The sequence below is a fragment of the Streptomyces sp. NPDC017448 genome, assembly GCF_044330565.1.
Lineage (GTDB): Bacteria > Actinomycetota > Actinomycetes > Streptomycetales > Streptomycetaceae > Streptomyces.
Genome location: NZ_JBIRLM010000023.1, coordinates 1 through 21,427 on the forward strand (window position 1 = coordinate 1; position 21,427 = coordinate 21,427).

At 69.1% G+C, this 21,427-nt stretch carries 17 protein-coding genes and 1 pseudogene; 11 read left to right on the top strand and 7 right to left on the bottom strand.

Annotated elements, in window-relative coordinates:
* Positions 1-149: 149 nt before the first annotated feature.
* The 3 genes from ACH4K1_RS28230 to ACH4K1_RS28240 form a co-directional block, all read right to left on the bottom strand.
* Positions 150-764 (bottom strand): ribose ABC transporter ATP-binding protein, encoded by a 615-nt coding sequence (locus tag ACH4K1_RS28230; RefSeq protein WP_398092402.1) that lies wholly within the window; start codon positions 762-764, stop codon positions 150-152.
* Between the two features lie 76 nt (positions 765-840).
* Positions 841-3,303 carry an ABC transporter permease gene (locus tag ACH4K1_RS28235; protein WP_398092403.1) on the bottom strand — a complete coding sequence of 821 codons (2,463 nt, stop codon included), beginning with the start codon at positions 3,301-3,303 and terminating at the stop codon, positions 841-843.
* Positions 3,297-4,031, bottom strand: coding sequence for an ABC transporter ATP-binding protein (locus tag ACH4K1_RS28240; RefSeq protein ID WP_398092404.1), 735 nt, complete (start codon positions 4,029-4,031; stop codon positions 3,297-3,299). The genes ACH4K1_RS28235 and ACH4K1_RS28240 overlap by 7 nt, the downstream gene beginning before the upstream one ends.
* 243 nt (positions 4,032-4,274) lie before the next feature.
* Between ACH4K1_RS28240 and ACH4K1_RS28245 the strand changes: the two genes are divergently transcribed.
* Positions 4,275-5,030: a thioesterase II family protein gene (locus ACH4K1_RS28245; RefSeq protein WP_398092405.1), complete on the top strand. Its 756-nt coding sequence runs from the start codon at positions 4,275-4,277 to the stop codon at positions 5,028-5,030.
* On the opposite strand, the gene ACH4K1_RS28250 is transcribed toward ACH4K1_RS28245, so the two are convergent.
* On the bottom strand, positions 4,933-5,757 hold the full coding sequence (locus ACH4K1_RS28250; protein WP_398092406.1) for a DedA family protein: 825 nt from the start codon (positions 5,755-5,757) through the stop codon (positions 4,933-4,935). The two genes, ACH4K1_RS28245 and ACH4K1_RS28250, sit on opposite strands and share 98 nt — an antisense overlap.
* 124 nt (positions 5,758-5,881) lie before the next feature.
* Between ACH4K1_RS28250 and ACH4K1_RS28255 the strand changes: the two genes are divergently transcribed.
* Both ACH4K1_RS28255 and ACH4K1_RS28260 read left to right on the top strand, forming a co-directional pair.
* The gene (locus tag ACH4K1_RS28255; RefSeq protein ID WP_398092407.1) at positions 5,882-7,195 is read left to right on the top strand and encodes a sensor domain-containing protein; all 1,314 of its coding nucleotides are present in this window, start codon (positions 5,882-5,884) and stop codon (positions 7,193-7,195) included.
* A gap of 17 nt (positions 7,196-7,212) precedes the next feature.
* Entirely contained in the window at positions 7,213-7,857 is a 645-nt protein-coding gene (locus ACH4K1_RS28260) for a LuxR C-terminal-related transcriptional regulator (protein ID WP_398092408.1), read from the top strand.
* Positions 7,858-7,898: 41 nt separating this feature from the next.
* Here ACH4K1_RS28260 and ACH4K1_RS28265 read toward each other — a convergent pair whose 3' ends face one another.
* On the bottom strand, positions 7,899-8,954 hold the full coding sequence (locus ACH4K1_RS28265; RefSeq protein ID WP_398092409.1) for a LuxR C-terminal-related transcriptional regulator: 1,056 nt from the start codon (positions 8,952-8,954) through the stop codon (positions 7,899-7,901).
* 125 nt (positions 8,955-9,079) lie between these two features.
* Here ACH4K1_RS28265 and ACH4K1_RS28270 point away from each other — a divergent pair, with 125 nt between their 5' ends.
* Positions 9,080-9,298 (top strand): hypothetical protein, encoded by a 219-nt coding sequence (locus tag ACH4K1_RS28270; RefSeq protein WP_398092410.1) that lies wholly within the window; start codon positions 9,080-9,082, stop codon positions 9,296-9,298.
* 569 nt (positions 9,299-9,867) lie between these two features.
* Here ACH4K1_RS28270 and ACH4K1_RS28275 read toward each other — a convergent pair.
* Complete coding sequence (locus tag ACH4K1_RS28275; RefSeq protein WP_398092411.1) at positions 9,868-11,124, bottom strand: hypothetical protein; 1,257 nt, start codon at positions 11,122-11,124, stop codon at positions 9,868-9,870.
* A gap of 31 nt (positions 11,125-11,155) precedes the next feature.
* Here ACH4K1_RS28275 and ACH4K1_RS28280 point away from each other — a divergent pair, with 31 nt between their 5' ends.
* The 6 genes and pseudogenes from ACH4K1_RS28280 to ACH4K1_RS28305 all read left to right on the top strand — a co-directional run bounded on the left by ACH4K1_RS28280 (position 11,156) and on the right by ACH4K1_RS28305 (position 19,704).
* The gene (locus ACH4K1_RS28280; protein WP_398092412.1) at positions 11,156-11,413 is read left to right on the top strand and encodes a hypothetical protein; all 258 of its coding nucleotides are present in this window, start codon (positions 11,156-11,158) and stop codon (positions 11,411-11,413) included.
* 11 nt (positions 11,414-11,424) lie between these two features.
* Complete coding sequence (locus ACH4K1_RS28285; RefSeq protein WP_398092413.1) at positions 11,425-12,012, top strand: class IV adenylate cyclase; 588 nt, start codon at positions 11,425-11,427, stop codon at positions 12,010-12,012.
* Between the two features lie 525 nt (positions 12,013-12,537).
* Positions 12,538-13,276 (top strand): annotated as a pseudogene (locus ACH4K1_RS28290) (tyrosine-type recombinase/integrase); the annotation flags it as partial.
* Positions 13,277-13,927: 651 nt separating this feature from the next.
* The gene (locus ACH4K1_RS28295) at positions 13,928-15,433 is read left to right on the top strand and encodes an N-6 DNA methylase (RefSeq protein ID WP_398092414.1); all 1,506 of its coding nucleotides are present in this window, start codon (positions 13,928-13,930) and stop codon (positions 15,431-15,433) included.
* Positions 15,426-16,628 carry a restriction endonuclease subunit S gene (locus ACH4K1_RS28300; protein WP_398092415.1) on the top strand — a complete coding sequence of 401 codons (1,203 nt, stop codon included), beginning with the start codon at positions 15,426-15,428 and terminating at the stop codon, positions 16,626-16,628. Before ACH4K1_RS28295 ends, ACH4K1_RS28300 begins: the two co-directional genes overlap by 8 nt.
* Before the next feature lies 1 nt (position 16,629).
* Positions 16,630-19,704 (top strand): type I restriction endonuclease subunit R, encoded by a 3,075-nt coding sequence (locus ACH4K1_RS28305; RefSeq protein ID WP_398092416.1) that lies wholly within the window; start codon positions 16,630-16,632, stop codon positions 19,702-19,704.
* Between the two features lie 97 nt (positions 19,705-19,801).
* On the opposite strand, the gene ACH4K1_RS28310 is transcribed toward ACH4K1_RS28305, so the two are convergent.
* Positions 19,802-20,722, bottom strand: a complete 921-nt coding sequence (locus tag ACH4K1_RS28310) for a transposase family protein (protein WP_398092417.1) — start codon at positions 20,720-20,722, stop codon at positions 19,802-19,804.
* 380 nt (positions 20,723-21,102) lie between these two features.
* Here ACH4K1_RS28310 and ACH4K1_RS28315 point away from each other — a divergent pair, with 380 nt between their 5' ends.
* Positions 21,103-21,309, top strand: a complete 207-nt coding sequence (locus ACH4K1_RS28315) for a helix-turn-helix domain-containing protein (RefSeq protein ID WP_398092418.1) — start codon at positions 21,103-21,105, stop codon at positions 21,307-21,309.
* Positions 21,310-21,427: the final 118 nt, after the last annotated feature.

Genomic DNA, 21,427 nt, shown 5'->3' on the forward strand with positions numbered 1-21,427 from the left:
GGCCGGCCCGGGGGGGGGGGGGGCGGGGCGGGGCGGGCGGGGCGGGGGGCGGGCCCCCCCCCCCCCCCGGGGCCCCCCGGGGGGGGGGCCCCCCCCCCCCGCGGGGGGGGGGCCCCGCCCCCCTCGTGCGTCCGCGCGTTCCGCCGGCCCTACGGGAAGGAGATCAGCGGGGCCAGCGCGCGCGGGCGCCGGCAGTGGTGGACGGAGGACGGCGGCAGGGAGTCCCATACCGTGCGGCCGGCCACCACCTCCTCGAAGGAGACCCCGAGCATCCGCCGGAAGCACCGCTCCCGCACCCCGAACCGGGCGTGCAGCGGGGCGGGTACGGTGAACGCCCCCTCGGGTTCCAGCACCTGGCGGACCGCGGCGAGGGAGGCCCGCCGCTCCGCGTGCGGCAGGCCCGCCCAGGACCGGCCCGCGATCACCACGTCCGCCGCCGCGATCCCCCGCCCGGCGAGCACACCGGGCAGGGACGCGGCATCGGCGGTGACGACCTCGACGTCCGGGAAGCGCAGGCTGAGGCGGGCCGCCCGCACCGGGTCGGACTCGACGGCGAGGTGCCGCCCCCGGCCGCCCAGCAACTCCCGGACCAGGGCGGTCACCCCGCCTTCGTACGCGTCCACTTCCACGACCACGGCCTGTCCCGACTCGGGCACCGCCGCGGTCAGGGCCATGGCGATCCGGCGGGGGCCGGACGCCCCGGCGCGGACCCGGGACCTTCGGCGCGGGGGCCCGCCGGGCAGGGTGGCTCGACCGCTCGTCACAGCGCTGGCCTCTCGCGTTGTAAGGGGGTGGGCGCGGGGTGCCGGGACGCGACGGGGCGCGCCCGGGACCGGGCGGTCACTCGCGCATGCCCGCCAGTTCGACCGGCCGGACGCGCAGCGCGAACGACGCGGGCAGCACGGAGGCCACCGTCGCGAGGAGGGCGCTCGCGCCGATCACCGCGGCGACCGTGCCCCAGGGCACGACGACGTCGGACCAGACGCCGAGCAGGCCGAGGGCGCTCCACACGCCGAGCAGGTTCACCCCGGCGACCACCGCCCCGAGCACCGCGCCGACCGCGACCACCACCAGGGCCTCGACCCCGACGAGCCGCAGCACCTGCCCCTTCGTGGCGCCCGTCAGCCGCAGCGACGCGAGGTCGCGGACCCGGTCCGACGTCGCCATCATCAGGGTGTTGGCGAGCGCGATGCCCGTGTAGATCAGGGCGATGCCGAGGATCATCCACAGGCCGAGCCGGGTGTTCTCGCTGGAGCGCGGGTAGTGGGCCTCGACCCACCGATCACCCGTCAGGAGCTGCACACCGGTCGCCTTCGCGGCGGCACGGAGCGCGGCTGCCGCGCTGTCCGCGCCGTCCCGGGGCAGCGCGAGGTCGACGCGGTCGACGGGGGCGCCGGCCGCGTTGCGCTCGGTGAGGTAGACGCCGTTGCTGCCGGTGCCGGTGGAGAGCACCGCCGCGATACGCAGGTCCGCCTTGCGGCCGTCGCCCAGCCAGACCGAGACCGTGTCGCCCACCTCCGTGGTCAGCCACTCCTCGTTGACGACGATGCCGTCGTCGTCGAGGTCGGCGAGGCGGCCCGCCACGACCGGCAGGTGGGAGACGGCCGCGTGCGCCGCCGGATCGACCGCCTTGGCCTCGGACTTGACGAGGGCGACCCCCTCCTCCAGGACGGTCACGCCGGTGGACCGGGTGGCGCTGACGGTCACGCCGGGGACGGCCCCGGCGCGCCGGACGAACTCGTCGGGCAGCGCGCGGCCCTCTCCGCCCGCCGTGGCGACCAGGTCCGCGGTGATCTGCTCCCGCGCCTCCCCGGCCTTGGCCTCGCTGATCGTGGCGGTGGTGCCCATCAGGGAGGCGGCGAGGGCCACGGTGATGATGACCGGAGCGGCGACGGCGGCGGTCCTGCGGACCCCCGCGGACGCGTTCTCCCGGGCCAGCATGCCGGTCGCGCCGGGAAGCCGGGCCGGCAGCCAGGTCAGCAGCCGGGTCAGCGGCTTGACCAGGACCGGGGCGAACAGGGCGAACCCGACGATCAGCAGCATCGGCTGGGTGATGTAGGTCTTGCGCTTCAGGACGTCGCCCGGGCTGTCCAGCAGGGCCAGGGAGAGCAGCCCGAGACCGGTCGCGAGGACCGCGGCGCCGATCAGCCACCGGCTCACCGGCATGGCCCGGGAGTCGACCGCGGACTCGCGCAGCGCCTCCGTCGGACCGACCCGGCCGGCCCGCCACGAGGAGACGACCACACCGCTCAGGGCGACGAACAGACCCGTCCAGAACGCGGTGTGCAGCGGCCACGTCTGCTCGCCGATCCGGAACCAGGCGGGGGCGATCCCGGCGTCGGCCATCCAGGCGGCGAGCCGGGGCGCGCCCGCCGCGCCGAGCCAGCAGCCGGCCGCCGAGGCGAGCACGCCGATGACGAACGCCTCGGTGAACACCATCCGCCGCACCTGGGCGGGGGTGGCGCCGGCGGTGCGCAGCAGTCCGAACTCCCGGCGCCGCTGGGCGACCGCGAAGGAGAAGGTCGAGGCGACGACGAACACCGACACGAAGCCGGTGACGCCCGCGGCCGTGCCGAGGAGCGCGTTCACCGAGACCAGTGCTTCCTCGTCCCGGTCGGGGTCCGGGTCGGCGCGCCGGCGTTCGTCGCCGGTCAGCACGTCGTATCCGGCGCCCACGGCCGCCTCGACCCGGTCGGCCGGGGCGTGCACGGCGACGGCGTCCACGCCGGGAGAGATCCGCGCGGCCTCCGCGTCGGTGAAGAACAGCGCGTTCTCGAAGCCGGCCGACGCGACCGTCCCGACGACGGTGACCTGCTCGGACCCGCGGGCGGTCGCGGCCTGCACCCGGGTGCCGGGCCGCAGCGCGTCCCCGGTGGCGACGGCCTCGCCGGGCGCTGAGGGGGCGCGTCCGGCGGTCAGCGTGTAGGGGGTGAGCGCGGCGATCGACCACGGGTGGCCGACCGTGTCCTCGCCGAGTCCGGGGCCCGACACGGGGAAGGTGCGGTCCTCGACGGTCTTGCCGAGCGCCGCGAGCTTCGCGGTGACGTCGGCCGGGACCGGCGCGGGGTCGGTGATCGTCTGCGTACGTTCCCCGATGGGCGTGTCCGCCCGGACGAGGTCGGAGGTCTTCACGACGACCGGCGCCTTCACCAGCCGTTCGGGCCCGCGGTCCGGAGCGCTGAAGGTCGCCGCGAGGGCGAGCCCCGTGGTGGCGATGAGGCCGACGCCGAGGGCGAGGGCGATGAACGAGCCGACGAACGTGGCCCAGCGGGTCCGCATTCCCTGCAGAGCGAGCTTCAGCACGGGAGGGCCGCCAGTCCGGTCATGTGCGCGGCGACCTGCTCGGCCGTCGGGGCGAACAGTTCGTCGTGGACCCGGCCGTCGGTGAGGAACAGCACCCGGTCCGCGAAGGACGCGGCCACCGGGTCGTGCGTCACCATGATGACGGTCTGCCCCTGGTCGACCATCTGGCGCAGCAGCGTGAGCACTTCACGGCTGGTGGTGGTGTCCAGGGCGCCGGTCGGCTCGTCCCCGAAGAGGACCTCCGGCCGGGTGACCAGGGCGCGCGCGAGCGCCACCCGCTGCTGCTGGCCGCCGGACATCTCACTGGGCCGGTGCCCGGCCCGCTCGCGCAGCCCCACCTTCTCCAGCACGTCCAGGACCTCGTTCCGCTTGGGGCGGCGGCCGGCGAGCCGCAGCGGCAGCGCCACGTTCTGCTCGGCGGTGAGCGAGGGCAGCAGGTTGAACGCCTGGAAGACGAAGCCGATGCGGTCCCGCCGCAGCAGGGTGAGCTTCTTCTCGCTCAGCTTGCTCAGGTCGGTCTCCCCGAGGAGCACCTGGCCGCCGGTCGGCCGGTCCAGGCCCGCGGTGCACTGGAGGAAGGTCGACTTGCCGGAGCCCGAGGGCCCCATGACGGCGGTGAACGTGCCCCGGGGAATGTCCAGGGAGACGTCGTCCAGGGCGGTCACGGCGCTGGCGCCCTTGCCGTAGGAGCGAGTGACCGAACGGAGTCGGACGGCTGCTTGATTCATGGTGTCCACTCAATCGGGCCCGGAGCTGGCGCACATCGCAGCCGGGCGGAGTCTTCGGGGTGGAGGTAGCTCCACCCTTCTGTGCACGGTGGCTGCCCCGGGCGGAAAAAGGCAGGGTCCGGAGTCGGCAGGAACGTGCGTGGGCAGCCTCCTGCCGCCGGCCGGGGCGGATCACCGCGGCCCCGGCCCGCACCATGGAGGGACGGAAACGGCCACCGCGGGGTGGCGGGAGGGCGGCTCGGCATGACGGTCATCAGCAGGGGGACGGCGGGGAAGTGGTTCCGGAGGTTCCCGGCGCGGAGCGGGGCGCCCCGGCTGCGCCTGGTGTGCCTGCCGCACGCCGGGGGCACCGCGACGCTGTTCCACGGCTGGTCGAAACAGCTGCCCGGCGATGTGGAGGTGCTGGCCGTCCAGTACCCCGGCCGCCAGGAACGGATCGACGAGCCGTGCGCCTCCTCCATGACGGAGCTGGCCGACGCGATCACCGGTGCGCTGGAGCCCGAACTCGGGGTGCCGGTGGCCCTCTTCGGCCACAGCCTCGGTTCGGCCGTCGCCTACGAGGTGGCCCGCCGCCTCGAAGACCGCCACGGCGTCGTCCCCGACCGGGTCGTCGTCTCGGGCCGGGGGGCGCCGCACATCGAGCGGGCCGGCGGCACCCTGCACCTGCTCGACGACGACCGCCTGGTGGCCGCGGCCCGCCGGCTCGGCGACGCGGGCTCCGCCGTCTACGACGACCCCGACCTGCGTCCGCTGCTCCTGCCCTCGCTGCGCGGCGACTTCCGGCTCATCGAGTCCTACCGGCCCCTCGACGCGGCCCCGCTGCGCGCTCCGGTGACGGCCGTCGGCGGCACGGCCGACCCGGGCTGCACCTTCCCCGAGCTGCTGTCCTGGTCGGCGCTGACTACGGCGTCGTACGAACACCGGCTGTTCCCCGGGGACCACTTCTACCTGGTCCCGCAGGAAGAGGCCCTGGTGCGCTTCCTCGCCGAGCGGCTGTGACCCGGAGGCCGCCGACCGCGGCGGGCCCGCCCGACGGGCCCCGGCCGCCCGCCTCTTCGGCGCGGGCGGCCCGGGCGCGCTCGCCGCGGGCCGTGAGCAGCAGCGGCAGCGACGTGGTCAGCAGCAGCACGACCGACGCGCAGGCCAGCACACCCGAACCGCCCCACTTCTCCCAGGAGCTCCCGGCGAGCAGCCCGAGCCCCACGCAGCAGGGCCCCCACAACAGCGCGGCCACCACCGACCACCCCAGGTACGGCCGCCAGGGCACCTGCACGGAGCCGCACAGCGCCGGAACCAGGGTGCGCAGGCCCCCGTTGAACCGGCCGAGCAGCACGGCCCGGCCGTGCCGGGCGCCCACCGTGGCCAGCGCCAGCCGGTAGGAACGCGAGCCGGTGAGCCTGCCCGGCAGGGCGGCCTCCAGCCGGTCGCCCCACCGCCGGCCCACCCCGTACCCGAGCACATTGCCCGCCAGCGCCCCGGCCGCCGCCAGCGCGAACACCCCCTCCACCGGCAGCACCCCGTGGTGCACGAGCACCCCGCTCGCCACCAGGGCGGTCTGCGAAGGGAACAGCATGCCCACCAGCGGTACCGCGGGCTCCACCGCGGGCAGCAGGAACACGATCACCAGCGTCAGCCAGACGGGCACGACCGCGAACACGGCCTCCGGCGAGAACATCCCGGTCCCCTCCCCCTCGTACAGGAGCGGGCGGCTGCCCACTGCCCCCATCCGACCGCGCGGCGCCCCCCGCGCGCATTGCACCTGGCGGCCGTCCTCACGGGGAGCCCGCTACCGGTCCGATGGTGGAGCTGGCTGGGTGGTCCGGGCGATACGGGCCTCATATCGTGCCCCCATGCACTCACCCAGCCTCTGGCAGGCCCTGCACCAGCGCCGGTACCTCCGGAGCGGCTGGCCGTGGCGCTGCGCCCTGTACTTCCTGACCAGCGTGCCGTTGGGCGCCGCTCTGCTGGCCTGCCTGCTCGTCCTCGCGCTGGCCGGCAGCCTGCTGACCGTGGTCCTCGTCGGGGTGCCCCTCCTGCTGACGCTGGTCCTCGTCGGGCTGCCGGTCGCGCAGGTGGAGCGGCGCCGGCTGCGGTTGATCGACCCGGAGGTACCGCTGGCCGACGCCCACCAGGACCCGCCGCGCACCGGGCCCGCCGCCTGGCTGCGCACCCGCCTCCAGGAACGTTCCACCTGGCGGGAGTTGGGGTACGCCCTCCTCTTCGGCTGCCTCCTGTGGCCCCTGGAGGCGGCGGTCATCGGCACGGTCGTCGGCGTGAGCGGGGGGCTGATCTCCACCCCCCTGGTCATGGCCACGGCCGGCGGCGGCGAGGAGGCGCGCGTCATCAAGCTGTGGCTGGTCCACTCCTACCCGGCGGCGTTCGCCGTCGCCCTGGCCGGACTGCTCCTGCTCCCCCTGCTGGCCTACCCGCTCGGCCTGCTCGCCGTGGGGCGCGCACAGCTCACCCGCCTCCTGCTGGACGCGTCGCCCCATCAGGACGACGTACGCGTAAAGGAGTTGAGCCGGTCGCGGATGCGCCTGGTGACCGCCTTCGAGGCCGAGCGCCGCCGTATCGAACGCGACCTGCACGACGGCGCCCAGCAGCGGCTGGTCGCCCTGTCGATGCGGCTGGGCCTGGCGCGCCTCGACGCCCGCGAGGAACCCCTCGCCGGACTCCTGGCCCAAGCCCACGGCGAGGCCCAGGCCGCGCTGGTCGAGTTGCGGGAGCTGATCCAGGGCATCCACCCCCGGGTCCTCACCGACCGGGGGCTGGCCGCGGCCATCGAGGACATCGCCGACCGCTCCCCGGTCCCCGTCGACCTCGATCTCGACCTGCCCCACCGGTTCCTCGAAGCGGTCGAGTCCGCCGTCTACTTCGCGGTGAGCGAGGCGCTGGCGAACGTCGCCAAACACAGCCGGGCCACCCGGGCCTCCGTCGAGGCCCGCGTCGACGGGGGCCGGCTCGTCGTCCGCGTACGGGACGACGGCGTGGGGGGCGCGGACGAGGCCGACGGCACCGGGCTGGAGGGCGTCGCGGATCGCATCTCGGTCCTCGGGGGCCATTTGCTAGTGTCCTCACCGTCCGGCGGGCCCACCGTCTTCCGCCTCCTCGTTCCCTGCACCCCGGCTCCGGACCGCCGCCTCGACGCCCCGCCGGCCCGATGACCCGATAGAGGAACCAGATGTTGCGCATCGTGTTGGCCGAGGACAGCGTGCTGCTGCGGGAGGGCCTCGTCGGACTCATGGAGCGCTTCGGCCACCAGGTCCTCGCCGGTGTCGGTACGGCCGACGAACTCACGGAGGCCGTCGCCGAGCACGACCCCGACATCGTCGTCACCGATGTACGGATGCCGCCCGGCTTCTCCGACGAAGGGCTGCGGGCCGCGCTGCGCCTGCGCGAGAAGAACCCCCGGCTGCCCATCCTCGTCCTCAGCCAGTACGTCCAGCGCGCCTACGCCGAGGAGCTGCTCGACTCCTCCGACGGCACCCACGTCGGCTACCTGCTCAAGGAACGCGTCGGCAACGTCGAGGAGTTCGTCGAAGCCCTCCAGCGGGTGGCCTCCGGCGCGACCGTCGTCGACCCCGAAGTGGTCCGCCAACTCCTGCGCCACCGCCGCGACCCGCTGGCCAGACTGACCCCCCGCGAGCAGGAGGTCCTCGCGCTGATGGCCGAGGGCCAGTCCAACGCGTCCGTCGCCGCGGCCCTGCACGTCAGCGAGGGCACCGTCAGCAAGCACTTCGGCTCCATCCTCACCAAACTGGACCTGAACCTGTCCGACGCCACCAACCGCCGGGTGCTGGCCGTCCTGGCCTACCTGCGCGGCTGACCTTCCGGGGCGGCGCCGCGGCCACCCGCGTCCGGGCCCGCTCAGTCGGCGAGCCAGCCCCGCTGGGCCGCCAGCGCGCCCAACTGGAACCGGCTGCGGGCCCCCAGACGGTCCATCAGGGCAGCGGTCACCCGGCGGCTGGTGCGCACCGACACCCCCAGTTTGCGGGCGATCACCTCGTCGGTGAGGCCGGCCGCGAGCAGTCCGAGCACCGCGCTCTCCTGGTCGGCGAGCGCCCCGTCCCGCTCCCGGTCCCGCTCCTCGCCGAACCGCGCCGCCCGCTGCCACACCTGCTCGAACAAGGACTGCAGCGCGGCCACCGGACCCGGGCTGGACAGCAGGAAGGCCCCCGCCTCCGGTGCGGCCGGATCGATCGGCACGAGCGCCGTGCGCCGATCCCAGATGATCACCCGCAGCGGCAGATGGGGAACCGTCCTGACCTCCGCTCCGCGCTCGACCAGCCACTGCGCGTACTCACTGGTGGGCCGGTCGTTGCGGATGCTGTCCTGGTAGACGTAGCCGACCCGGGCCGACCGTTCCAGGAGCAGCAGGTCGAGCGGCTGCGACGAGGCGAGGATGTCGCTGGGCTGTGCGCCGCCGGGCACGAACACCTGGATCTCCTCCCGGCATTCGTGGCACGCCTTTTCCACACAGGTCTGCACGGCGTCGATCCCGCGCAGTTCCCGCACGGATGACACCGGCCCGCTCTCCGATGCGCTGCGGTACTCGTCGACCAGGTTCTCCGCCGCGATTTTCGTCTGCGTGAGAATCTGCTGCCGCCGGAGCAGCTCCCTTTCCTGCGCGTCGATCAGGGCTTGCAGTCCGAGTTCGGGGTCCACCAGTCGGCGGCTGTCCCGGTGCTCGTGCGAGGGCCGCACGAGAGAGAGGCCGAAGAGCTCGTCGAGGGCGCTCGACGCCCGGTCGACCGACCAGCCGAGCCGCTCGGCGAGCGCGCCCGCCTCCGCCCGCGGCTCCTTCAGCAGAGCGCGGTACGCGCACGCGGCGTCCGTGCCGAGTCCGATCTCCGTGAGCACTCCGGCCTCCAGTCGTCGATGGTGCGCGCAGCGTATGCCGAGCCCCTTTTCACGCTTTTTCACGCGGATTTCCGTGCTGCGAAATCAAGGAAAAATAGGCTCGAAAGTCCGGCTCCGTAAGGTTCTGCTCAGAAAACGAGAACAGCGTGAACGGCGAACGGGCCGTTCAACGAGGGGGAAAAATCCAGATGCGTAACAAGAGCGCGTTCCTTGCGGCGGCGACCGGCGCGATCCTGCTGAACGTCCTGCTGCTGGCGACTCCGGCCGCGGCCGACGGCGGGGACGAAAGCGACCTCCCCTGGACGGCGCCGTCGCCGCGCACGGTGGAGCTGGTGGTCGACACGGTCCTGGACGTCGTCGCCCCCCTGACCGGCGAGGTCGACGGCGACCTGCCCTGGACCCGCTGAGCTGCTGACCCGCTGGCCTGCTGGGCTGCTGGCCTACGGGACTCGCCTCGCGCCGAGCGGCCGGAGCACGAACCGGCACGCCCGGCGGGCAGAGCGGAAACCCGCGGGGGGCCGGGCAGGGAACCACAGAGGGCCGGGCGGTTTCCGCAGGGGCCGGGTGGCTTCCGCAGGGGGCCCGGGCGGGAACCGCAGGAGAGCCGAGCGGGAACCGCAAGAGGCCCGGGCGGGAACCGCCGGACGCCTCGCGAGTACGAGCAGCGCACCGCCCGCCTCCCGCACCGGCCCCGCCCGCGGACACGGCACGAGGCCCGTCCACAGCCGGTCCACGACGAACCCCGTGGGCATCCTCGCGCCGGCCTCCCGCCCCGGAACGACGACGGGCCGAAGGCTCCGAGCGGCCGAGAGTCACGTACTCCCACGGTCCGACCGAAGCCGGCCTGTCCGCTCACACACGGCTCACGCAGCGACGCGCTTCACCCTTTCGCCGCAGGATCCGGGGCGCCCGGCCTTCTGGTGCGGCACCGTCAGAAAAAGACGCCGGCCGTCCCGCATCCCGGGATCGTCAGCGCTCACTCAGTCTCCTTCTCGTCCTGCTCGTCGGTCCCGCGCAGACGACGCGCTCGCTCGGCGATACCGCTGGAGAGCTTGTTCTTCACCGAGTTGGCCCGATCGAAGGTCTCATTGCCCAGACTTCGGGCAGCACCAACGCCTTTCACTCCTTTTTCCCATGCCTTGTCCCTCACTTCCACGGCGGCTTCCGTCCATCGCCTCGCCTCGGACGAGTCGCCGCCGGACTCGATTCCCAGCCGCACGTGAAATTCATGGACGCCTCTCGCTACCTGGTTGCTCGACCGGACCACGGCCGGGGAGGCGGTCGGATTCAGCAACACCTTGGCGTTGGCCACGCCGGCAGCGGCGTTCATCCGGGCCAGCAGGGTTTCCGTGCTGCGCGAGATGTACTCCAGCCGATTCCGCCGGGCGGCCTTCAGACCGAGGCGATGCCCGTGGAGCTCATCGGGGGACGCGTCCAGCACCCTGTCGAGTTCCAGTACGGCGATCGCGTCCTGCAACTGGAAACAGCGAGCCAGAACGGCGAGCCATTCTCGAACGGCGCCCTCAGCCTCCTTGACCATCGTGGCGAGATCGCCGATCTTGGTCTGCCGCTCCATGTCCTCCGCGAGCGCATCGAGTTGACGTAGCGCATACGCCTGCGTCTCCGCGACCGTCGCCGGCGCGGCGTGCACCTTCGACCAGGTGACCTCGTCGACTCTGCCCCGCTTCTCCCGAATGGTCATGGCCTCCTCGATCACGAAGCCCACGCCGATCATGCGGGCCAACACAGCGTCCTTCTGGGCACGCAGTACGTCGTCGACCTTCTTGTCGATCGCGGCGAGGTAGTCGGTGATCTCATCCATGGTCTGTTGCATGGCAACCTGCGCCATGAACTTCCCGGCGTTGGCAAGAGCCGTCGGGTTGGACAGGAGCGATCGGGGCGCGTGCGCGAACTCCAGAAACCCCTTGATCTGACCCTTCTGCCCCTTCAGCACGCCCGTGCTGAGCCCCGTCTTCGCACTCTCCCTCAGGCCGTACTTCTTGAGAAGCAGCGTCGACTCCGGGGTCAGCTTCACCCAGTGAGCAGAGTTGGCGGCGATCTCCGTTGCCGCCTCCGCCACCGCAGCACCCGTGGCGAAGACGGACTTGTACCATCGCGGTCCGAGGCTCTTGGAGGGCAGCGCCTCCGAAGCGAGGAAGTTTTCGACATCCTCGGCGCTCCCGACGACTGTCAGCCCATCCCCGTCGCTGATCAGCTGAATCTCGTTGCCCATGGTCCGCTCCTGAAGTGGCTACTCGCATCGCATGCAGCGCCTGGCCCGCCCGGCCGGTGTGTCCGACGCGGAGTTCATGATGCCCGTCGAAAGACGCCACCACATGATCGAGCACCCCACCTCCCCGGAACGCCTCCACCCCCACTTCATCGGTGGCGGGGAGGTCCTGCTCGCCCTGCGCACCACCGAGTTCACGGAACGCGCCCATGTCGGCCGGCTGCACGACCACACCCACCGCACGGGCCTGCTGCTCGCGGCCCGAACGCCCGCCCTCACCGACCACTTCTGAGAGAAGACCCCATGAAGCACGAATACGAGGCGAAGTTCCTGGCCGTCGACGTCGCCGACCTCCAGAACAAACTGAGCGCCCTCAATGCGGTCCAGGCATTCCCCCGCACGCTCCTCACCCGCAAGATCTTCGAGAACGACTCCCTCGACGGTGGAGCCTGGATCCGCCTGCGGGACGAGGGCACCCGCTCGACACTCACCCTCAAGCAGGTCACCGACGCCACGACGATCGACGGCACCAAGGAGATCGAAACCGAGGTCACCGACCTGCACGCCATGGCCGACATCCTGCGCCGGGTCGGCCTCACCGAGGTCCGGTACCAGGAGAACTACCGCGAGGAATGGAACCTGGGCAAGGTCGCCTTCGACTTCGACACCTGGCCCGACCTCCCCACCTTCCTGGAGATCGAAGGACCCGACGAGGCATCGGTGCGCCAAGCCGCCGCGCTGCTGGACCTCGACTACTCCGAGGCCCGGTTCGGCAGCGTCGACGAGATCTACAAGAGCGAAGCCGGCCGCGACATCCTCGCCGAGCCCACGCTCCTGTTCTCCGAAGCCGACAAGCAGAAAGACGCTTCTCCCACGGCCCAGGACCGATGATCACGGAGGGAGACGAGCGATGCTGACGGAACTCGCCCTACAGCACAGGGTGGCCCCCGGGATCGGCGAGTTCGCCCGAGGAGGACTGCCCTCACCGGCGGCCACCGACGACGGCAACGAGTGGGTCGACGGACCCTGCTGGCTCTACTGCGGACAGCGGTGGACGCGCGTCCTGTGGATCGGCCCCGCCAGAGTCGCCGGGGCCCAAGCCCCGATGTACGCGTGCGGTGCCTGCATCGGCGAGCTGCAGGAACGAGTCTGGCAATCCTTCTACGAGAGCCGTCCCGCCGACTCCGCGCTGCCGAGCGAATCCGCCGCAGTGGGGCAGTCAACCTCCGGCAGGAGAACCGGCAAGCATCGGGGCGAGAGCAGGCTCTTCCGCCGAGGTTAAGCTCCCGCCCTGGTCAGCAGGTGCCCACTGTCCCCCGCAGCGAGAGCTCGTGGCCAGGCGGGTCTTGGCGGGCGTGCTTCCCACGGAAGCCCCCGAGACGAACAATCTGACAACGCAGCGACCGTCTTACGTCCAAGGCCCTCGTGTGGTCCGACGAGCGGGTCTCCAAATGGGAGCAGACCGGCGAGAAGCCGTTCCCCACAATGGTCTAGGCATCGGAACAGACCGGTGCCTTCATCGACTTCGTCGCCGAGGACCGGTTGTACGCAAGGTGGCATCTCATCGCCTACCGGGGCCGGCGCCGTGGCGAGGCATGCGGACAACCGTGGTCGGAGACGAACCGCAACACCCACTTCCTCACCGCCTCCTCCCAACTCGTCCAGGGAGCTGGGAAGTGAAGGCATCAGATCCAGGACCGACAGTGGCTACCGCGTGGTCGCCCTCGACGACGACACCCTAGGCGTTCTTAAGCGCCACCCCGAACGGCAGGACAAGACCTGTGAGAAGTGGGGCACGGCTTGGGGCGAGACCGGCCACGTCTTCACGCAGGAAGACGGCCCCTGGCTCCACCCGGGCAAGGGCACCGACCTCTTCGAGCGCCTCGTCGCCGCGTCCGACCTCCTGCCCCTCCGCCTGCACGACCTGCGCCACGACGCGGCCACCCTCATGATCGGCGCCGACATCGACATCGTGTCCGACACCCTCGGGCACAGTGACACCCGGATCACACACGACATCTGTCAGAGCATCCTCCCCCGCGTGGGGAGAAGCGCCGCCGAGGCCGCCGCACTGCTCGTCCCCCTCCAGCAGCGCAAGGTCGAGCGGGAGGAGAAGGCCCGCCAAGCCGCCAAAGCAGCGAAGAAGGCCGCGAAGACGATCGACGAGCGTGGTCGCCTCTCCGTTGCGGCCGCTCACTCCCCCGTGGGCTCCCCAGAGCGACCTCCGCCCCGGGGGCCCACTCCTCTGCTCACGCGGTTAACGCCACGGCACCCCGGCCGCCCGCCACACCATGCCCCGAGCAACAGAAAACCCCAGGTCACGGGCTATGTGACCTGGGGTTTTTCTGAGCCGCCTTCGGGATTCGAACCCGAGACCTACGCATTACGAGGACCCAAAAGATCATCCCGAGTAGTGCTGGACGGTGCCACCGAATCCCGTTTCCCCTGATCAGAGGCTTGCGGTCGTGAACAGCGTGACACCTGGTCCGCCCTCGTGCCACCCGGTCCGCTCACGCAGCGTTCACGCAGTGCCAGCCTGGTGAGGGACTACCCGAGCTCACCAAGAAAGCCACCCTGCGGCCCCTCAGCCTCCTTCTTGAGCTTTTAATGTTGGGCTCCGAGGAGAAGCCTGACTGGACGCCGAGACGCGAGATCCAGTCTCAGTGTGTCCTCGATCACGCTCGGTTCAGAGCGTGGGTGCAGGTCATCGTCTGAAGGTAGCCACTGCCTGCTGTCTCGGACTCCCGAGATGTCAGTGCCCTCCTCCATAATCTAGGTACCGTCTTCAACGAAGGACCTCACCTCTGTGACGATCACCCAGCACGAGCTCGAATCCCGGCTGTGGGACGCCGCGAACGCGCTCCGCGGTCCCGTCGACCCCGCTGACTTCAAGACCTACGTCTTCCCGATGCTGTTCTGGAAGTGGATCAGTGACACCTGGGTCCACGAGCACGACGCGGCGTTCGCTAAGTACGGCGACGACCTCGACGACGAGATTGAGGCCGACTTTCACCGGTTCGAGCTGCCCGAGGGCACGCTGTGGAGCGAGGTCACCGAGAAGGTCACCAACCTCGGTGCGGAGATCGCGAAGACCTTCCAGCGAATCGAGATGGCCAACCCCCGCTCGCTAGCCGGTGTCTTCGGCGACGCCTCGTGGGGCAACCAGGAGCGCATCCCGGAGTCGGCCCTGCTGGGGCTCATCCGAGCGTTCAACAAGATCACGCTCGACCCGTCGACGGTCTCGCATGACCTACTCGGCGCGGGCTACGAGTACTTGCTGAAGAACTTCGCTGACGAGTCGGGCAAAAAGGCCGGTGAGTTCTTTACGCCCCGTGAAGTCGTGAACCTGCTTGTCGGGATTCTCCAGCCCGAGCCGGGCGAGTCTGTCTACGACCCGTCATGCGGCTCCGGCGGCATGCTGGTCGCGACGATCAACCAGCTGCGCGAGTCCGGCAAGGACCACCGCGCGCTTAAGGCGTACGGCCAGGAGATCAACCTGACGACGGCCTCAATCGCCCGGATGAACCTGTTCCTACACGAGATCGAGGACTTCGACATCAAGCGCGGAGACACCCTCCGCGCTCCGGCGTTCAAGGACACCACCGGTGCGGTCCGTCGGTTCGATGTCGTGATCGCCAACCCACCCTTCTCGCTGGCGAACTGGGGAGCAGACCGCTGGACTTCGGACCCGCGGGCCATCTGCGGCGTGCCGCCGGCCAAAAACGGCGACTACGCCTTCGTCCAGCACATGGTCTCGTCGATGCAGCCCGAATCCGGCCGCGTCGGCGTGGTGATGCCCCACGGAGTGCTGTTCCGCGGAGGTGCGGAGGCGAAGATCCGCCAGGGCCTCATCGAGCGGGACTTCCTGGAAGCCGTCGTCGGGCTGCCGCCCAACCTCTTCTACTCGACTTCGATCCCGGCGTGCCTTCTGATCTTCCGAGACAAGAAGCCTGTCAAACGCAAGAAGCAGGTTCTCTTCATCGACGGCTCTGCCCGGTTCGTCAAGGGCAAGAACCAGAACCTGATGTCCGAGGAGGACGTCAACGTTCTCATCGAGGCGTACAAGACAGGCAATGACCCAGATGGTGCGAACGTCCGGCTGGTGCCGTTCGAGGAGATCGAGCAGAACGGCTTCGACCTGAACATCGGCCGCTACATTAATGTTGCTGCCGAAGAAGCCGCCGATCTCGGCGCAGTGCTCGTCGCGTATGCCGATGCCCGCCAGCACCGGATGGACACCGAGGCTGAAATGTTCAAGCGCCTCGCGGCGGCCGGCGTCGACCTGAGCGTGTTCGGGGCGTCCGGTGAGTGAATGGAAGACCGTTCCTGCCGGGACCGTCGCCACGCAACGCAAGGACGTTGTGACACTCGCGCCTGGTGTTGAGTACCGGACGATGGGCGTGCGTTGGTACGGCAGAGGGGCGTACGACCGAGGCGCCGGAAGCACCGAGACAATCAAGGCCAAGCGCCTGTTCCGGGCGCACGAGGGCGACTTCGTCTTCAATCGAATCGATACGCAGAACGGGGCGTTCGACGTCGTTCCGGCCGAACTCCACGGCGCCCTCGCGACGAACGAGTTCCCCCTCTACGTCCTGGATTCGGATCGGCTGCTTCCTCAGTTCCTCCTCCTCTACTTCCAGCAGCGATCGGTGCTCGGGCAGATCGATGCCCTGCGCGTCGGCAGTGAGGGGAGGTCACGCTGGAAGGAAGCCGATTTCGAAGCGTGGAGGATCCCCCTCCCACCCCTTTCCGAGCAGCGCCGCATCGTCGACGTCATGGCGGCGGTCGACAAGCAGATCCAGGCGCTCGGGGAGGAGGCTGATCGGGCTTGGGCATCATGGAAGGCGGTGGTGGCAGACCTTGATGACTACGAGGGCCAGCTAATTCTGTCAGATGGTTTGCGAGCCATCGAAGCTGGCAAAAGCCCTAAAGGACAGGAGCGAATCCCGGCGCCCGACGAGCGAGCCGTACTAAAGATTAGTGCAGTCGGGCGAGCGCGATTCATCCCATCCGAGGTGAAGACTATCGACGCCAGCACGGTACTCCCCGAAGCCACGAAGCTGCGGTCTGGCGATGTTCTCATGGTCCGCTGCAACGCCATCCTCGATCGCGTTGGAACGGTCTGCCGCGTGAATGAGGTACCCGAAAACCTGTATCTATGCGATAAGACGTTGCGCCTCGTACCTGATGAGGAAGTCTTGCTTCCTAACTATTTGGTGCACGCGATGGCAGCGCCAAGCGTTCGTGATCAGATCGCCCGACTGACTGCTGGTTCCGACATGCGCAACATCGGACAGAAGGCAATTCGAGGGCTTGTAATTCCCGATCCTGGGACTGATGCACAGGCTGTACTTGCATCAGGCCTGGACGAGTTGATCTCGGAGGCGCTGGCAATCGAGGCTGAACTTGCTCACCTCCGCGCCTTCCGCGCCGCGCTCCTGGCTTCCCTCCTCAACCGGGAAATCGAGATTCCTGAGTCTTACGACGCTCTGCTTGAGGTGCACTGACATGGGGTGGACGGAAGCGAGCACGATCCAGCGTTCACTGCTCGAGTGGGCGGAGGAGGCTGGCTGGGAGCGTCTCCAAGGGGAGGAGTTGCCGCGCGATGAGCATGACGTCATCGTCGAGAACTGGGCACGCGAAGCGTTACTCGCACTGAACCCGGATCTGGTCGACGACCCCGAGTCGGCAGACCTTGTTCTGCATGAGCTCAATCAGGCTGTCCTCGATGCGCACAACGGTCTCGTTGCGGCCAACGAGCGGCTGACCGTGATGCTTCGTGGCGACCACTCGTTCACGACGATCGACGGTAAGCATGTTCCTCGTCGGCTGATCGACTTCAAAGACCCCAATAACAACCGTTTCACTGTCGCTGACGAGGTCACCGTCAGCGGTGCAACCAAACCACGCCGGTTCGATGTCGTCTACTACGTCAACGGGTTCCCGCTGGTCGTTGCCGAGACTAAGACGCCTGTGAAGCATCAGGTCTCGTGGGTCAACGCCGCGAAGGACCTTCACGACGTGTACGAGGAGGAGTACCCGAACTTCTTCGCGACGAACGTCTTCAACGTCGCCACCGAGGGCCTGGAGCTCCGCATGGCTCCGATCCGTGCAGTTCCGGACCCCGACTCCGAGATCTGGGCCCCATGGGGATCCACTACGGACGACCCGAAGACCATCACGGGACCGGCTCGTGTCGAGCGGGCTGCGCGCTTGTTGCTGCGGCCGGAGACTATCCTGCCGATCCTCAAGGACCTGGTGATGTTCCGTCACGCTCGGGATGCCTCCGAGGTCGACATCAAGTTCTTGCCCCGCTACCCGCAGTTCGAGGCGGCTCTGGCGATCCACGCCAAGGTACTTGCCGACCGTCCTGGCGGACTGATCTGGCATCACCAGGGATCAGGCAAGACCGAACTCATGGCGTTCGCCGCCGCCCGTTTGCTGCGCGATGACGCCGTGACGGAGAAATTCGGGAGCGCGCCGACGGTCATCGTGATCGCCGATCGTAAGGATCTGGTCCGGCAGACGGCGGAGATGTTCGAGACTGCCGGCATGCCGCGGATGACGGTGCCCCGCAACCGGCGCGAGCTGCACGCTCTGCTGCGCAGCGGTGAGCCGGGCGTGGTCATCACGACCGTGCACAAATTCGCTGAGGCCGGCCATCTGAACAACCGGTCGAACATCGTGGTCCTCGTCGACGAGGCGCACCGCTCGCAGGAGGGGAAGTTCGGCGACGCGTGGCGCGCAGCGGTACCAAACGCGAAGTTCTTCGGCGCGACGGGTACTGCGATCGAGGACAGGGACCGTTCGACGTTCAAGCTGTTCGGCGACCCTGACGACCCGGACTTCGTGATGTCGCGGTACACGCCGGAGCAATCGATCGCCGACGGGTTCACCAAGCCGGTGATCGTGGAAGGTCGGTCTGTCGGGTTCAACCTCGACAAGGAAGCCTTGGACGAGGCTTTCGACGAGCTGGCCAGAGAGGAGGGCCTGGACGAGGAGGAGAAAGTCTTCCTGTCGGGGAAGGCTTCTCACATCGAGACGATCCTGTCCAACCCTGAGCGCGTGGCGGCTGTGTGTGCCGACATCGTCGACCACTTCCTAACCTATGTCGCGCCTTTGGGGCAGAAGGCTCAGGTCGTGGCCTACAACCAGCGCCTTGTGATCGCGTACACCAGGGCCATCGAGGCCGTGCTGGAGCGCCGCGCTGCAGTCATGCCGGACGGACGACTCCGTGAGGTCGGTGTTGTGATGCACGTCGCCGACAGCAAGGAGACCCCCAAGGAATACAAGAAGCACCTCCTCACTCCTGAGCAGGAGGAGGCGCTTAAGCGCCGATTCAAGAAGGTCGACGACCCGATGTCGTTCATCGTCGTCACCGCGAAGTGGATGACCGGCTTCAACGCACCCATCGAAGGCGTGCTGTATCTCGACAAGCCCGCCAAGGACACGAACCTCTTCCAGACGATCACGCGGCCCAACCGTCCGTGGAAAAACCCAGTCACCGGTCAGCGCAAGGACTTCGGGCGGGTCGTCGACTACATCGGTCTCGCGAGGGCCATCGGCAAGGCAGTCGCCGGTCCGAAGGTGAAGGACGACGAAGAGGACGAGCTCAACGTCACCGACGCCTCCAAGCTGGCGGGGAAATTCGTCACCGACCTCACACGTCTACTCCATCTGTTCGACGGCATTGACACCAGTGACTCATCATTCGAGTCTCTCGCCGAGGCCCACGAGCGAATCCCCGAGGGCGGTGCGCAGCGCACCGAGTTCATCGAGGCCTATGTCGCGTTGCAGACGGTGTGGGAGTTCCTCGACCCGCACCCGATGCTCCGGCCATTCAAGGGGGAGTATTTCTGGCTCGCGAAGGTATACGAGTCGATCCGGCCCAAGGACGTCTCCAAGACTTTCCTCTGGGCACGTCTCGGCGCGAAGACCACTGACCTGATTCACGGCCACATGACCGATGTGGGAGTGAAGTCGATGCCGTCGAAGACAGTCACGCTCGATGCTGCCGGCCTAGCGTTGGTGAAGAAGATCGCCGAGCAGCTCAAGCTTTCCGAGCGGCAGACTCCGGAGTCGAAAGCCGACGACGTGTACCAGGAGGTCCTCGACTCCATCGAGGCACGCCTCAGGCGTCGGCTGGCCGATACCGAGAGCCCGGCGTATCGGTCGCTGGCGGAGCGGATCGAGAAGCTCCGTGCCAAGGCGATCGAGAACATCGAAGACTCGCTGGCCTTCCTCGAGGAAGCCCTAAAGATCGCTCAGGACGTGGTCGCCGCGGATCGGGCAGCGGAACAGGGCGACCAGGTAGCACTCGACGGCCTGGCCGATCCGAAGCGTGGGGCACTCACTCAGATAGTCACGGAGAACACACCGCCGGGGCTACACAAGATCGTCCCCGACATAGCCTCGCGGATCGACTCGATCGTCGTCGAGGTCGCCTATGCCGGTTGGAGCGCGAGCGACGCGGGCGACAAACGCGTTCGTCGCGAGCTGCGTTCCGTCTTGAAGGAGTACAGCTTGCCGATCAAGGGAGAGCTATTCGACCGAACGTACGAATACATACGGGAGAACTACTGAGCGACGCTTTACGGAACTCGCTCAGATACGACTTGGGTATTTACGAGTTGGTGCGCGATAGCGAGTGAGGCGTGTTCGGCCTGCTCGTGGCCTGTTTTCAGGCGGTGGTGTTGCGGTCGGAGACGAGGTTGGCGATGGCGCGGTAGGTGTCGGGTAGGCGGTCGCGGCGGTGGGTCCAGCGCGTCAGCTGTTTCCAGCGTTTGTGGTCGGCGAGGGCGTGTTCGACGGTGATGCGATCGGATGAGTGGCCGTGGCGGTCGCGTTCCCACTGCTCGACTCTGCCGGGCAGTGCTCCAGGGCGGGGTTTTCTGGGTGGTGTGATCGCTTGCCCGCGGTGGTCGCGGCTCAGGCCGAGGTAACCGTCGTCCAGGAGGACCTCGACGTCGGGGAAGTGCTGGAAGCAGACGGCGATGCCCTCGTTGCGGGCGGCTGTGGCGTCGTGCATGCGTCCTGGCCGCAGTGCGTCGGTCCATAACGTGCGGCCCCGCCGGTCGGCGATCACGGTGGCCTTCATGGTGTTCTGCTTCTTCTTGCCCGACACGAACGCGCGTCGGCCACCGCGGCCGGCCGGTGGCCTGCGGACCTGGATCTCGGTGGCGTCCAACCGCAGCTCGACACCTTCTGCCTGGGCGTAGGCGAACACGTCCGTCAGCGTCCGCAGCCGCAGGCCGGGACGGTCGGGGACCGCGCATCCCCGCGCGGCCAGGAGTGTGCGTACTTCTGTGATCGCGCGGGTGATGGTGGAGCGGTCGACGCCGAACAGCAGCCCCAGAACCGAATGCGGCAGGTCGTGCCGCAGATGGATCAACGTGGCCGCCAGCCGGTCGACGAACACCAGCTGGTGGCGGGCGCCGGCACCCGCGGCCCGCTTCCTGGCTCCTCCTCGTGCAGCATGGCGTCGGCCCTCGAGTCCGGCCTGCCACGGCGCAGCCAACTCCTCTACCAGGCAGGTGAGATGCTGCCGAGAGATTCCCGCGAACAGCCGATGCGTCAACACCGCCCGATTGATCGTGATCACACACCCGGATCATGCCACCAGCAAGGTTCGACGCCTCACTCGCTATCACGCACCAACTCGTAAGTAGGGAAGGTCTGCGTCACCTGCGTCACCGGGGACGGAAAGCGGCCTCTGACCTGCACCGGGAGGGGTGACGCAGACGCCGAATCCTGCGTCACCCCTGCGTCACCCGCGTCACCCCCACGTCACCCGGTGACGCAGAAGGTGACGCACGGGTGACGCACCCCCACTCCGCTGCGTCACCCGAAAGCGCAGGTCACAGCCCCGGGTGACGCGGGTGACGCGGTGACGCAGAAATCCCCACCTCGGACAGGTGCGCTCCGAGGAGAGCGTCGGTGCTCAAATCCAACCCTCAACAGCGCCCGAGGAGGCACGTTCTGTTGAACCCCGCCACGCGAGTCATCGAGCCCCTTCTCTACACCCCCGAGGAAGCCGCCGAAGCCCTCCGGCTCGGCCGCTCCACCGTCTACGAGCTGAGGGCCGACGGAGCCCTGGAGTACGTGAAGCAGGGCCGTTGCCGCCGCATCAAGGTCGCCGTGCTGAAGGCATTCGTCGCTGGGATGCCGTCGGAGACCACCTCTCACTGATCACGACCCGAAGCGCGGGGCGGGGGGCGGCCACCCGGCCCCCCGTCGCCGCCCCACGCGCCCCCAGATGCCCCCCCAAGCCCAACACCCAAACGTAAAAAAACCCCGCCCCCCCCGC